Below are 14225 nucleotides of genomic sequence, written 5' to 3' on the forward strand. Positions count from 1 at the left end.
GACAACACAACCGGAGAGCGTTAAATTACGCTTTACGGACCTTTGCTAGACGCAACCCCAGGCTGTGCGCCGTGGGGGCGCCCTAAGGGGGTAGAGCGGTGGAAGACCAACCGATCATCAAGCGGAAGAAGATCGTCCAGGGCGACGGTCACCATGGCGGCGCGTGGAAGGTGGCGTATGCGGACTTCGTCACCTCCATGATGGCGTTCTTCATGCTGCTATGGATCCTCAACGTGACCACCGAGTCGCAGAAGGAGGGCCTCGCGGACTTCTTCGACCCCTCCATCCCGGTCAGCGCCAACAGCTCGGGCGGCGACGACCTCCTGTTCGGCGACGGGCTGAGCGGCGACGCCCATCTGGCCTCCGACGGCAAGACCATCCTGCAGGGCCCCGCCCTCTCCGACGAGGAGCTGGCGAGGAAGCTCGCCACCTCGCTGGACCGCGTGGCGGGGGAGGGCGCCACCAAGATCACGCTGAGCCCCGAGGGGCTACGCATCGAGCTTCTGGACACGGCGGAGCAGCCCATCTTCCGCCTGGGCGAGGCGGGGCGGACCAAGCGCCTCGAGGAGATCATCGCCGTGGCGGCGCCCGTGCTGCGCGAGAGTGGCAGGCGCATCAAGGTCTCGGGCCACACCGACAGCATGCAGTTCGCGGGGCGCGCCTACACCAATTGGGAGCTCTCCGTGGACCGAGCGAACATGGCCAGAAGGCTCGCCGTCGAGAACGGCGTCCCCGAGGGGGCGTTCTACGAGGTGACGGGCCACGCCGACAAACTGCCCGCCGCCGAAAATAGTGCGTCCCCGGAGAACCGCCGCATTGCCTTCCACCTTCTCAATCCGGAGACGATGCCGTTAACGGCGCGCTAACCCTAAGTCACTACAACTTGAGGTAGAGACTTAGGAGCGTGCTTACAATGACGATCTCTTCCTCCCTCAATGCCGGGGTCATGGGCCTCTCGGTCAACGCGACGAAGCTTGCAACGATCTCGGACAATGTCGCGAACTCGGGCACCATCGGCTACAAGCGCGCCGCCGCCGATTTCGTCAGCATGGTGATCGCTGAGACTCCCGCCGCCTACTCCGCTGGCGGCGTGCGGGTGGAGACGGTGCGTCTCGCCGGTGAGCAGGGCGCTCTCTTCGCGACCGGTTCCTCGACCGACCTCGCCATTGCAGGGCGCGGCTTCCTGCCGGTCACCCAAAGCTACGACGTAGGCGACCAGGCAGGCGACCGTCCGCTGCTCCTGACCTCCACCGGCTCGTTCCGCGCCGATGACAAGGGCTTCCTTGTCACCCCTGGCGGCGCGGCGCTCCTAGGCTGGCCGGTCACGGCGGACGGCACGGTGGGTGATGTGACCCGCCGCTCGGCCTCGGACCTCGTGCCGATCAACATCAACACCTCCGAGCTCGCCGCCGAGCCGACCACCGATGTTCGCCTCGGCATCAACCTGCCCGCGGCAGCCACCGAGGCGGGGGGCAGCGGCGACCCCTATACGCTTCCCATCGAGGCCTTCGACAATCTAGGCCGCATCCAGACCATCGACGCGGTCTTCACCCCCCAACTGCCCGCCGCCGGTGCGTCCAACCGCTGGACCATGGAGCTGATCGACAACAGCCAGGTTCCGCCCGCCAGCATCGGCACGTTGGACATCGAGTTCAGCAATCTGAACCCCGGCGGCGGCACCATCGCCAATGTCACGGCGGGCGGCGGCGCCGCCTACGACCCGCTGACAGGCGAAGTGGATGTGAGCTGGCTCGATGTGGGCAACGACCTCACCATCGACATCGGCGCGATCGGCGAAGCCGGCGCGATCTCTCAGTTCTCGGAAGTGTTCAGACCCATCAACGTGGTCCGCAACGGCGCGCCTGCCGGTGATTTCAGCCGGGTGGAGGTCGATGAGACCGGCCGCATGGAGGCCATCTACGAGACCGGCTTCCGCCGCTTCATCTACCAGGTGCCGGTAGCCGACGTTCCGAACCCCAACGGCCTCAGCGCCGCCGACAACCAGAGCTTCCGCGTCAGCCAGGAGTCCGGTGACTTCTACCTGCACGACGCTGGCGATGGAGCGGTGGGGGGCATTGCGGGCTTCGCTTTGGCTGAATCGACCACCGATCTAGGCACCGAGCTGACCGATCTCATCCGTACCCAGCGCGCCTATGCGTCGAACGCCAGCGTCATCCGCTCGGTCGACGAGATGCTGCAGGAAACCACCAACATCCTTCGCTGATCCCTAGGCTGACCGAAGCGTCCGAACCACGCCTCTGAGGAGGGGCCGCCATGAGCTTTTCGACCATCATGACCAACGCGCTGGCGGGGATGAACGCCTCGTCAGTACGCGCTGAGGTCCTGTCCTACAACATCGCCAATGCCGAGACGGAGGGCTATGCGAGGCGCCAGGCGCGCTTTGAGCCCTCCAGCCCCGGCGCGGTGCAGCTCACCGCCATCCAGCGCGCCGACGCAGGGGTTGCGAGACGGGAGCTTCTCGGCGCGGAAACCGAAAGCGCCGGTGCCCGCATCAGAAGCCAGGCACTCGCGGCGATGAACCAGGCGCTGGGCGATGCGGACGACCCCAACGCTCTTTACGCAGTCTATGCCCGCTTCGAGACTGCGCTCGCCGACCTCCGCCTCACCCCCGAGAGCGGCGCGATGCAGCTTGCTTTCCTCAGGGCGGGGCAAGACCTGACCGAGAGCTTCGCCCAGCTCGAGGGCAGCATCCAGGACATCCGCGAGACCGCCGAGGCGGAGATCGCCCGCGACGTCCTTCGGGCCAACGAGGTCCTGCGCGAGCTGCAGGGCCTCAACGCCGAGGCCGTGCAGCCTCGCGGGCCGGGCCTCGAGGACATCTCCGAGCGTCAGTCGCGTCTTCTCACCGAGCTGTCCCAGCTTCTCGACGTGGAAGTCCAAGGCGAGACGGGTGAGGAGATCCGTATCAGGACGGGCGGCGGTTTTCTGCTGCTTGGCGATACGGCGCAAGAGCTCAGCTTCACCCGCTCCGGCGCGCTGTCGGCGGACCTCACCTATGCGGGGGGCTCGCTCTCCGGACTGACCCTTGGCGGCTACAACCTCACGCCCGGCAAGCTTCAGGGGCTTCGCGGCGGTAGGATCGCGGCCAACTTCGCCGTGCGCGACAGCCTCGCGACGGATGTCTCCGGCCGCATCGACGCCGCCGCTACGGCGCTTGCGGATCGTTTGGGCGCGGACCCCGCTACGGCCGTGATCGTGGTGAATGCAGGGCCGGGCAGCGCCGCCCAGCGCCTGTCGGTGAACCCGCTGGTCGATCCGGAGCAGGGGGGCGAGCTCTACCGCCTTCGCGACGGCGTGACGGCGGGTGCACCCGGACCGGCCGGGGGGCAGGGGATGCTCGCCGAGCTCGAAGCGGCGCTCTCTTCACCCCAGCCCCTGCCGATTGCGACGGGCACGCCCTCGCCGCTCACCTACACCGACACGCTGGGAAGCCTCGCCACCCAGCTCGGCACCATGACCCTTCGCGCCCAGGACGCCTCCCAGGCCGCCGAGCGTAGCCGCCAGTCCTTTGCCGACGAGACCGCGCGCCTCACCGGCGTCGATACAGACCGGGAGCTTCAGGACCTCCTCCTGGTCGAGCAGTCCTTCGCCGCCAATGCGCGGGTCGTTCAGGCAGCGGACGAGATGCTGCAGCGCCTTCTGGAGATCTAAGCCATGTACCTGACCTCACCCAACGTCACCCACTACGCTCAGTTCTCGCGCGGTATTGCGGGCCTGAGGGCGCAGCTCGACCGCAGTTCGCTGGAGATGGTCACCGGACGGACCAGCGACCCGCTACGGGCCGTCCGCGGTGACCAGGAGACGATCCTCCGCTCCCAGAGTGCCCTGGACCAGGCCGAGGCGGACAGCGCTCGCCTCAAAGTGCTCGGCGGACGCTACCAAGTGGCCGCCACCACATTGCGGAGCGTGGCCGAGCTCGGCCAGAGCGTCATCGGTGCGGCGCTCGCCGCCGCCGACGGCAGCTCAGGCATCGACGCGGAGCGCTTCGCCCAGGCCCAAGCGCGGACCTCCATCGGCTCCGTTCTCGGCGCCCTCGAAGCCCGCTTTGGAGGCAGGGCGCTCTTCGGCGGGGCGCTGGGCAGCGGTCAGGTGACCCAAGGGTTCGCCGCTCTCCAGACCGAGCTCGACACGGCGCTCACCGGCGCGGTGTCAGCGGCAGACGTCCGCACGGCGATCGAGGGTGTCTTCGCGGATGGCGGCGCCTATGAGACCAACATCTATCTCGGCGAAGGTCAGGCGGCGGACAGCCAGCTCGCCCACGGCAAGCCCCTGGGCAGCCTGCCTTCGGCCAGCGCCGCGCCGATCCGCCAGATGCTCAGCGGCATGAGCATGGTACTTCGCACGGACCAGGTGCCCACGGCGGAGCGCGAGGCTTTCCTTCAGGAGGCCGCCGAGCTGATGCAGGCTGCCCTCGAGAATATCATCGCGGAGGAGGCCTCGGTCGGGCTCTCTATCCAGTCCATCACCCGCGAGGAGACGGCGCTCGAGCGCCGCCTTTTCGATGCGGAATCGAGCCTGGAAGCCGTGCTGGGCCGCGATCCCTTCGAAGCCGCCAGCGAAACCCAGAGCCTAGAGGCCAGGCTTCAGGCCGCCTACACCGTCACGGGCCGCCTCGGCGCCCTCCGGCTGACGAACTTCCTACGATGAGATGGCTTCTCCTCCTCATCCTCCTGCCGCTTCTCCTCACCGGCGAGGCGGCGGGCCAGGCCGTGCGGCTCAAGGACCTTGTCGACGTCGAGGGCATGCGCGGCAACGACCTCATCGGCTACGGTATCGTCGTGGGCCTGAACGGCACCGGCGACCGCCTGCGCAACTCCCCCTATACGGAGGAAGCGCTGGTCAGCCTTCTCGAGCGGCTCGGCGTCAACATACAGGACGACCAGTTCCGACCTGACAACGTCGCCGCCGTCATCGTCACGGCGGAGCTGCCGCCCTTTGCCAGGGCCGGCAGCCGGATCGACATCTCGGTCAGCTCAATGGGTGATGCCGAGAGCCTCCAGGGCGGGGTTCTCGTCATGACCCCTCTTCTTGGTGCGGACAATCAGGTTTATGCCGTCGCCCAAGGCCCTCTCACCGTGGGCGGCTTCGAGGCCAGGGGGCAGGCGGGTTCCGCCGTCAAGGGGACGCCGACTCTCGGCACCATCGCCGGAGGGGCGAGGGTGGAGCGCGAGGTCGCCTTCGCCTTCGGTGATCTGCAGGAGCTGCGCCTCGCTTTGCGCGACCCCGACTTCACCACCGCCAAGCGGATCACCGATGCCCTCAACACCCTCTTCGAGCGGGACGTGGCGGAGATGCTCGACGCGGGCACGGTCCTCCTCGACAGCAAGCGGACGAAACTGCCCGCGCCCGAAATGATGGCGAGCATCGAAGGCCTGTACCTCACCCCCGCGAGGCGGGCGCGGGTGGTCATCGACCAGCGCTCCGGCACGATCGTCCTCGGCGAGGATGTCCGCATCGCCCCCGTCGCGGTGGCCCAGGGCTCGCTGACCATTCAAGTGGCCGAGACCCCCGTCGCCTCCCAACCCGGAGCGTTCTCGCGCGGGCGCAGCGTGGTCCTGCCGCGTACCAGCATCACAGCGGAGGAGGAGGCCGCCGCCGTCGGCACGCTGGCTTCGGGCGCCTCCCTCAAGGACCTGATCGAGGGCCTAAACGCCCTCAACGTCCCGCCCCGCGATATGGTGGAAATCTTCGAAGCGCTGAAGGCAGCGGGTGCCCTCCATGCGGAGATCGTGCTACAGTAGCGCGGTCAGCAGCGCAGCCGTTGGCCGCGTAGGAAGCGCCCTCGCCAGCATCCAGCGGCCAGTCCTTTCTGGCCTGTCCGCCCTACGGGGGTGGTCCTGGTTTTGAGGGCTTCGGCGTAGAGTGGACGCTGGTAGGCGGCCACCTTCTCCCTGCGGCGAGCTCGCAAGGTAGCCGCCTGCTGGCGTCTACCCTACGGGGTCTCTGTTCTGACCTGGTCGCTGTGAACGGGAACCTACCTGTAACTTTTCGGGCCGTCGGACGAAGGCTTTTGATCCGTCCCCGGTGCGATTTCTTCGCGCGCTTGTTACTTGAGGCCTTGGCGGCAGTAAAACACTGTTATACCGAAATTATTGCGCGGTCAGGGCCTTCCGGCGGAACGCTTTCCTGTCAATGCTCGTTTGTCCCTCCAGCACCCTGCCATAGGCTTCCCCCAGCTTCGAAGGAGATCACCCATGAGCGACGAGCGCCCGACCCTGACCACGACCGCCGGTGCCCCCTGGCCCAACAACCAGACGTCGAAGACCGCAGGCGAGCGCGGGCCGGTGCTGGTCCAGGACTACCAGCTCATCGAAAAGCTCGCCCACCAGAACCGCGAGCGCATTCCGGAGCGCGTGGTCCACGCCAAGGGCTGGGGCGCCTTCGGCACGTTCAAGGTGACGAACGACATCACCAAGTACACCCGTGCCAAGCTGTTCGAGAAGGTGGGCAAGGAGACCGAGCTGGTCGCCCGCTTCTCTACGGTGGCCGGCGAAAGCGGCGCGGCGGATGCCGAGCGGGACGTGCGCGGCTTCTCGGTCAAGTTCTACACGGAGGAAGGCAACTGGGACCTGGTCGGCAACAACACGCCGATCTTCTTCATCCGTGACGGCTACAAGTTCCCTGACTTCATCCGCACCCAGAAGCGCCATCCCAAGACGAACCTCCGCTCCCCCGAGGCGATGTTCGACTTCTGGAGCCAGCAGCCCGAGAGCGTGCACCAGGTGACCATCCTGATGTCCGACCGAGGCATCCCCAAGAACCCCATGCATATGCACGGTTACGGCTCGCACACCTTCAGCCTGTGGAACGCCGAGGGCGAGCGCTACTGGGTCAAGTTCCACTGGCGCTGCCAGCAGGGGATCGAGAACTACACCAACCAGGAGGCCGAGAACATCATCGGCTCGACCCGCGAGAGCTACCAGGAGGACCTCTACAACGCCATCGACGAGGGCCGCTATCCGAAGTGGAAGCTCATGGTGCAGATCATGCCCGAGAAGGAGGCGGAGACGGTCCCCTACAACCCCTTCGACCTCACCAAGGTCTGGCCGCATGGCGACTACCCGCTGATTGAAGTCGGCGAGATGGAGCTGAACCGCAACCCGCAGAACTACTTCGCCGAGGTCGAGAACGCCGCCTACAGCCCGTCCAATATCGTGCCCGGCATCAGCTTCTCGCCGGACAAGATGCTTCAGGCGCGTATCTTCGCCTATGCCGATGCCCACCGCTATCGTCTCGGTACGCACTACGAGGCGTTGCCGGTGAACGAGGCGAAGGCTGCCAAGGTCCGCCACTATCACAAGGACGGCTCGATGCGGTTCTTCGCCAACAACCACGAGAACCCCGACGCCTATTACGAACCCAACACCAAGGACGGTCCGGTGGAGGCTCCCTGGGCCGAGGAGCCACCCCTGCGCATCGACGCGGATGCAGTGGCGGCACGCTTCGCGCAAGAGGACAGCGATGCGGACTACGTGCAGCCGCGCTCGCTTTTCGGCATTCTGTCCGACGACGAGAAGGAGCGGATGTACTTCAACTACGCCGCGGCGATGGGGCCGGTATCCGATGAGATCAAGGAGCGCTGGTGCAAGGTGCTCGACCGGGTGCATGAGGACTACGGCCGAGGCGTGCGCGAGGCGCTGAAGACCTACGACACCGATGTGAACGCCGTTCCGATCACGGAGGACACGGCTATTCAGGCGGCGGAGTAGGGCGGGTTGCCTGGGCATCCGCCCGTTGGGTCGCGCCTCTAACCTATCCGCTCTTTCATGACACGGCATTGTCGGAGCGGTCTTCACTGCATCGGCAAACAGCGAAGGAGAGAGCGATGAGGCGGAGCAGTCTGGTGATGGGTCTTGCAGGAGCCGCTGGGCTTCTGCTTTCGGCGTGTTCGACAACGGTGCAGACCAGCTCGGGCGAGGACTATCTGAGCCGGGGGCCGTTCGAGACGGCTGCGGCCCAGAGCGCGGGCCTCGATGCGGGCGCGTTCGAGCGGGCGGCATCGGTGGAGCCGCTTATGCGCTTTCCGGCGCGCATCGGTATCGCCCGGATGGAGGGCGGCAGGCTGACACCGATCCCTGAGGCGGAGATGCAGCACTGGACAGCCCTCGCCGAGGAGACGGAAAGCACCTATGGCGAGCTGGTCCCGCTCAACCTGCTCAGCACCGCCATGGTCCTGCCGCCCGAGCTTCTGGCAGCCGTCGATGCACCTCGGCATCAACCGCCATCCCGTGCCCAGGGTTGGGGGCAGCGGCAGGAGCCCGTCACCTTAGGCTCGATGCAGCGTGCAAGCATGGCGATCGAAGCGATCCGCCTAGGCGCCGCCAGGCAGCACCTCGACAGCGTGTTCATCTACGAGGTGTACGGACAGGCCGATCTCAGTCAGAGCGCCGCGTCGCTGGCGAACCTGACCCTCCTCGGGGCCTTCATCGCTCCGGGTACCAAGGTCGATGCCGTGGGCGCGGCGGAGGGCATTCTGGTCGATGTCAGGAACGGCTACCCCTACCTCTCCTCGTCAGAGACCGTGACCCGAGAGGGCCTCGCCGCTTCGGCTAGGGCAGGCAAACGCGGCGATCTCCTGCGCGAAGCCGCCCAAGAGAAGGCGGTGGCGGACATGGCGGAGAGCCTTCGCCCCGCCATGGCTCGTTTGGCGGTGGAGCTAGGAAACCTTCCCGCTGGGGAAGAGCGCCTGGCCCAACGCCCGTAAGGCCAGAGGATAGTAGAGCTAGGAGCCCGTCAGTCGGCCCCCCGCCCGGTCTTCTCCTGCAGCCGTTCGATCTCCTTGGAGGCGTCGGCCTTAGAAAGACCGGGATCGAACTGCTCGCCCGCCTCCTCCTTAAGGGTTTTGAGGTAGCTTGCCTGCGCACCCGTCATCTCCTCGTCGCCCGTGACCCAGTCATCCGGGTCCTTCTCGGCATTGGAGGTGGGGGGATCGGCCTTCGGGGTGGGGGAGATGTCATCGCTCATGTTCACCTAACGTTCTAAAGTGTGCCAGCGTTCCCAGCGGCAGGAAAGAGACTGCAGCCAGCGGTGAGGAAGAGCCTTGTTCAAGAAAAACAGGGCTCGATACCGATAGATACCGGCCCGAGAGGTCCCATACCTTCGTCGCTCTCCGAAGGAGCGGGTCCGTACTGCCTTTCGAGAAGAAGACCGAAGCCAGGCGACCAATCGGCAGTAAGCAGCTATAAGGCGGCTTTCGGAGCAGCACTCACGAGATTGAAGGTGATGAGAGAGTTCTCCCCTCGAACTTCTCTCGGCCAGTCTTTTGATGAGGATATGGGCGACACCACTGACGACGGCGATACGGTTGCGCAGTCGCCCCCATGCACCATATTGCGCCGCACCCCGCCTTGGGGCACACGGCGCGGATGGCCCGTATCCTCATTACCTCCGCACTGCCCTACATCAACGGTATCAAGCATCTGGGGAACCTGGTCGGCTCGATGCTGCCCGCCGATGTCTATGCGCGGTTCATGCGGGCCAGGGGGCATGAGGTTCTCAGCATCTGCGCCACGGACGAACACGGCACTCCGGCAGAGATCGCGGCCAGCCGGGCAGGGCAGGACATCGTCGTCTACTGCGCCGAGCAGCATGAGCGTCAGAAAGAGGCGGGGGACGCCTTCGGTCTCAGCTTCGATCATTTCGGGCGCAGCTCCTCGCCCTACAACCACCGTCTGACCCAGCACTTCGCCGCGCGCCTCAAAGAGAACGGATTCATTGAAGAGGTCGAGGAGGAGCAAATCTTCTCCCCCGCCGACGACCGCTTCCTGCCCGACCGCTATGTGGAGGGGACCTGCCCCAACTGCGGCTTCGAGCGGGCTCGCGGCGACCAGTGCGACAACTGCGGCAAGCTTCTCGATCCCACCGATCTCATCGAGCCGTACTCGGCGCTTTCGGGGTCGAAGGACCTCGAGCGGCGCAAGACTAAGCATTTGCATCTCCTTCAGACCAAGCTGGAGAGTGAGGTGCGGGACTGGGTCGATCAGCACCCTGACTGGCCGAACCTGACCAAGTCCATCGCTTATAAATGGCTCGACGAGGGCTTGCGCGACCGGACGATCACGCGTGACCTTAGCTGGGGTGTTCCGGTACCGGACCTTCCGGGTAAGGTCTTCTATGTTTGGTTCGATGCACCCATTGCCTATATCGCCGCCACCGAAGAGGCCGTGGCAGGCGACTACCGGAAGTGGTGGCGCGAGGACGAGGGCGCAGACGATGTCCGCTACGTCCAGTTCATGGGCAAGGATAACGTCGCCTTCCACACGGTCAGTTTCCCCTCGACGATCCTCGGTAGCCGCGAGCCTTGGAAGAAGGTGGACACGCTGAAGAGCCTCAACTGGCTCACCTGGTACGGCGGCAAGTTCTCGACCTCCGAGGGCCGGGGCATCTTCATGGATCAGGCGCTGGAGCTTCTGCCTGCTGATCTCTGGCGCTGGTACCTCATGGCCAACGCGCCGGAGTCGGACGATACGGCGTTCACCCTGGAGGGTTTTCAGCAGACGGTGAACAAGGACCTCGCCGATGTGCTGGGCAACTTCGTCAACCGCATCACGAAATTCGCAGGCTCGAAGTTCGAAGGTCGCGTGCCCGAGGGCGGTGAGCCCGGCGAGGCGGAAGCGGCGCTGGAAGAGGCGCTTCGGTCCGGCATCGCTCGCTACACCGAGCATCTCGAGGGAATGGAGTTCCGCAAAGCCTTCGCCGAGCTGCGCGGGCTTTGGGTGCTCGGCAACGAGTACCTGCAGGCGCAGGCGCCCTGGGCGGTGTTCAAGAACGACAAGGAGCGGGCCGGGGTCATCGTCCGCACGACGCTCGGCCTCATCCCGCTCTACGCCGCATTGTCGGCACCGGTCATTCCGTTCACGGCGGACAAGCTGGCGGCGGTGTTCGGCGGCGACCTCGGCGCTTGGCCGGGGGAGGGGGCACTGCTGGATGGCGCTACTCCGGGTGCTGCATTCAAAGCGCCGAGCGTCCTATTCAAGAAGATTGAGGATGAAGACGTGGCCGACTGGGCGGAGCGGTTCGGGGCACCTTGAAGGAGTGACGAGATGAGATTTCGTTGGCATTTGCTTGGTTGCGTTCTGCTATTGTCGGCATGCAGCTCGATACCGCGAACACCTGCCACTTATCCCGTTGAACGGCTATTCGATCATGAAACGAACCGTACGACCGTTATTTTTTATAATACAACTAAAAGGGCGCTGTACTGGGAGGAAAACGCAAATATCGACATTACTATAGAGGGTGCTCCATACCAAAGAATAAACTACGGTGAGTATATAGTATTTATGATGAAGCCAGGGTCGTACGAAATAAAGCTTTCACATAAAGATATTTGGACTTTTGCTGAGGATCACAGTATAAACGTAGATGGAAAAATCATGTTCGTAAAAGTCTGGAACTCTCTCGTTGGTACTGAGTTAAAGCTTGTGAATACTCCTGACCAGAGGTTCTTCAACAAGTATCGAACTGCGACGGCCGAAACTTATCGTATCCCTGATACGCCACCGAGTTCCGAAACACCCACAGTATCGGACCCTGACGCGCCGATAGCAATACAGTGATAATATTCTTCTACACAGAAATTATTGTATAGAGTAGCAATTGCATGGGCATGGCGGCCTATCCTTCTACCTGTTCGTGCTCTCGAAAATCTTGTCCGCACTCGCTGCGACGAAGCCCTGGTAGAGGCCGCCTTCGGGTTTTTCGTAGCGTTTGGCGAACTCGTAGAAGCAGCTCGGCAGCTCGTAGGTGCCGTCGGAAAAGGTGACCGGTAGCTTGGTCGCCATGGTCGAGCACTGCTCCAGGCAGACATCCGGTGACCCTTTCACCAGGTCGCCGGAGCGGTTCATCGGGTGGCCCGCCTCCTCGATGAAGGTGGCGAGCTCTTCGAGGTTGTCGAAACTCGTCAGCTTGTTGACGAAGACGGTGAAGTGGTTGGCGCAGAAGCCGAAGGCTGAGAGCCAAGCGGCGTACTCGCTCTCCTCGTAGAGCTTCTCATAGGTGGCGAAATCCGTCTGCCAGACCCGACCCATATTGAGGAGCATGGGATCTGAGAGCTGGTCCTCCGTCATCTGATCGATCAGCGCCTCCATGGTGCGGCGCAGCTCCGGTGAGCACTCCTCAAGCAGCAGCTCCGAGATGAAGACCTTGGGCTGGTCCTCGTCCTCATGGGCGTAGTAGCGGGCGAAGAGCTTCTTCTGCTCGAAGCGGTATTCGTCCTTCGGCTCGTAGCCGCGGTCGAGAAACGGTTGCGCCAGGTTGTCGAGCCCCAAGCGGTGATCGTTCAGGGTGCGGAAGGCAACGTGGTCGTTGACCACTTTCTCGCCGCGAGCTTCGAGGAGGTCGTGAACCTCCTGTGCCCTGGGGTTGAGCGCCGCGTAGCGCTGCCAAAGGGCACCGAAGAGTTCGTCGACTGTCATGCTCGTTTCTCCGGGCTCGCTACTCCGCCGGCTTCTCGGCTGGCTTCCGCTGGAAGGTCTGCTTGATGTTGCCGACGAGGTCCACCTCGACCCCTGCGCGCTTCATGATGAAGTACTGCTGCACGACGCCGAGGAAGGTGTTCCAGAACCAGTAGAGTACGAGCCCGGCCGCGAACGGCGCGAAGATGAAGATGAAGATCAGCGGCAGGAAGCCGAAGACCTGCGCCTGCACCGGGTCGGCGGGCGGCGGGTTGAGCTTGGTCTGCACCCACATGGCCGCGCCCATCAGAAGCGGCAGGACGCCGATGGCGCCGATGAAGGGGATGCCCGTCGGGTCGAAGGGGAGGAGGCCGAAGAGGTTGAGGAAGCTCGTCGGGTCCTGCTCGGAAAGGTCGCTGATATAGAGGAAGGGCTCGTGCCTGATCTCGATCGTGGTGAAGAGCACTTTGTAGAGCGCGAAGAAGATCGGCATCTGCAGAAGCACCGGCAGACAACCCGCCGCCGGGTTGATCTTGTGCTTCTTGTAGAGGGCCATCATCTCCTGCTGCTGCTTCAGCTTGTCCTCGGCGTATTTCTCGCGGATGCGCGTCATCTCAGGGGTGACTTTGCGCATGTTGGCCATCGACTTGTAGCTGGCATTGGCGAGGGGGAAGAGGAGCGCTTTGATGACCAGGGTCAGGAGCAGGATTGCCACGCCGTAATTGCCCGTCAGCTCGGCGAAGAAGTGCATGGTGTGGAAGATCGGCCGGGTCAGGAAGAACAGCATCCCCCAGTCCACCGCCTTGTCGAAATCGGAGATGCCGAGGCCGTCCTCATAGCCGCGCAGCACCTCGACCACCTTGGCACCGGCGAACATGTTCGAGGTGACCGTGGTCGCCTCACCGGCGGCGAGATAGAAGCCGTCGAGCTGGTAGCTGGAGCGGTAGGTCGGCGCGCGGGCACCCTCGACGCGGGCCAGCTTCAACTCGAAGCTCTGGTCTTGCGGCGGGATGGCGGCGGCGAGCCAGTACTTGTCGGTGATGCCCGCCCAGCCGCCGCTGCCTTCGGTGGCCACGCTGTTCGAGGCCTTGTCGAGCTTCTTGTACTTCTTCGAGAACAGCTCGCCATCGACCACACCGAGGGGGCCTTCGAAGAGGATCATGAAGTTTTTGAGGTCGTCCGGCAGGTTCTTCTGCACGGCGAAACCGTAGGGCAGGAGGACTGCCTGATCGCCGCCGGTATTGGTCACCGTGTGGTCACTGGTGAACATGAAGGCGCCATCCACCGAGATCGTCAGCTCGTGGCGGATGTCGCCTTCCTGCCGGGTCAGGGTGACCGGTGTTTCGGGGGTGAGCCTTGCGCCCTCGGGTGCTTCCCAGACGGCAGCGTCGTCGCTCTTGCCGTCGATGATGATGCCGGAACGGATATAGGTGGCGGTCTCGGTGGAGCGGGGGCTGAGGACATGGACCAGCGGCGCGTCGTCATCGACGCTGGTGCGATAGTTCTTCAGCGAGATGTCGTCGATGGTGGCGCCGCGCAAATTGATCGAGCCGATCATGGTGGGCGTCTCGACCGCGATGCGGCCGGGCGCCTGCTGCAGCGCCTCGATCCTCGTCAGGGTGGCGTCCACCGTGGGGATCTCGAGACCCTGGGTCAGGTCTGGGCCTGCCTGCTCGGCAGCCTCGATACCCGCTTGGCGGCGCGCCTCCTGATAGGCCTCGCGCTGCGGGCCTGTGACCAGCACGTCCCACCCGATCAGGATGAGGAGCGCGAGCCCCACGAAGACGAGGATGTTGCGGTCCATCGGCT

11 protein-coding genes are annotated in these 14225 nt (G+C 64.4%); 8 read left to right on the forward strand and 3 right to left on the reverse strand.

All coding sequences use genetic code 11. The features are described from left to right. The first annotated feature begins 98 nt into the window (after window positions 1-98). The 7 genes from NOG11_RS15135 to NOG11_RS05915 all read left to right on the forward strand — a co-directional run bounded on the left by NOG11_RS15135 (window position 99) and on the right by NOG11_RS05915 (window position 8725). Window positions 99-866, forward strand: a complete 768-nt coding sequence (locus NOG11_RS15135; protein ID WP_256618778.1) for a flagellar motor protein MotB — start codon at window positions 99-101, stop codon at window positions 864-866. Between the two features lie 47 nt (window positions 867-913). Beyond that, complete coding sequence (locus tag NOG11_RS05890) at window positions 914-2224, forward strand: flagellar hook protein FlgE (RefSeq protein ID WP_256618779.1); 1311 nt, start codon at window positions 914-916, stop codon at window positions 2222-2224. A 50-nt stretch (window positions 2225-2274) separates the two neighbouring features. Then, entirely contained in the window at window positions 2275-3672 is a 1398-nt protein-coding gene (gene flgK, locus NOG11_RS05895; RefSeq protein WP_256618780.1) for a flagellar hook-associated protein FlgK, read from the forward strand. A 3-nt stretch (window positions 3673-3675) separates the two neighbouring features. Continuing rightward, window positions 3676-4668 carry a flagellin family protein gene (locus tag NOG11_RS05900; RefSeq protein WP_256618781.1) on the forward strand — a complete coding sequence of 331 codons (993 nt, stop codon included), beginning with the start codon at window positions 3676-3678 and terminating at the stop codon, window positions 4666-4668. After that, window positions 4665-5762, forward strand: coding sequence for a flagellar basal body P-ring protein FlgI (locus NOG11_RS05905; protein ID WP_256618782.1), 1098 nt, complete (start codon window positions 4665-4667; stop codon window positions 5760-5762). The genes NOG11_RS05900 and NOG11_RS05905 overlap by 4 nt, the downstream gene beginning before the upstream one ends. Window positions 5763-6215: 453 nt before the next feature. Further along, the gene (locus tag NOG11_RS05910) at window positions 6216-7730 is read left to right on the forward strand and encodes a catalase (protein ID WP_256618783.1); all 1515 of its coding nucleotides are present in this window, start codon (window positions 6216-6218) and stop codon (window positions 7728-7730) included. A 116-nt stretch (window positions 7731-7846) separates the two neighbouring features. After that, window positions 7847-8725, forward strand: a complete 879-nt coding sequence (locus NOG11_RS05915; protein ID WP_256618784.1) for a hypothetical protein — start codon at window positions 7847-7849, stop codon at window positions 8723-8725. A 29-nt stretch (window positions 8726-8754) separates the two neighbouring features. Here NOG11_RS05915 and NOG11_RS05920 read toward each other — a convergent pair whose 3' ends face one another. Next, on the reverse strand, window positions 8755-8985 hold the full coding sequence (locus tag NOG11_RS05920; RefSeq protein ID WP_256618785.1) for a DUF3072 domain-containing protein: 231 nt from the start codon (window positions 8983-8985) through the stop codon (window positions 8755-8757). Between the two features lie 401 nt (window positions 8986-9386). On the opposite strand from NOG11_RS05920, the gene metG reads away from it, so the two are divergent. Further along, window positions 9387-11051, forward strand: a complete 1665-nt coding sequence (metG, locus tag NOG11_RS05925; protein WP_256618786.1) for a methionine--tRNA ligase — start codon at window positions 9387-9389, stop codon at window positions 11049-11051. A gap of 594 nt (window positions 11052-11645) precedes the next feature. On the opposite strand, the gene NOG11_RS05930 is transcribed toward metG, so the two are convergent. Then, window positions 11646-12437, reverse strand: a complete 792-nt coding sequence (locus NOG11_RS05930; RefSeq protein ID WP_256618787.1) for a DUF1338 domain-containing protein — start codon at window positions 12435-12437, stop codon at window positions 11646-11648. Between the two features lie 19 nt (window positions 12438-12456). Further along, window positions 12457-14220 (reverse strand): membrane protein insertase YidC, encoded by a 1764-nt coding sequence (gene yidC / locus NOG11_RS05935; protein ID WP_256618788.1) that lies wholly within the window; start codon window positions 14218-14220, stop codon window positions 12457-12459. Window positions 14221-14225: the final 5 nt, after the last annotated feature.

The sequence above is a fragment of the Parvularcula maris genome (assembly GCF_024505085.1).
Taxonomy (GTDB): domain Bacteria; phylum Pseudomonadota; class Alphaproteobacteria; order Caulobacterales; family Parvularculaceae; genus Parvularcula; species Parvularcula maris.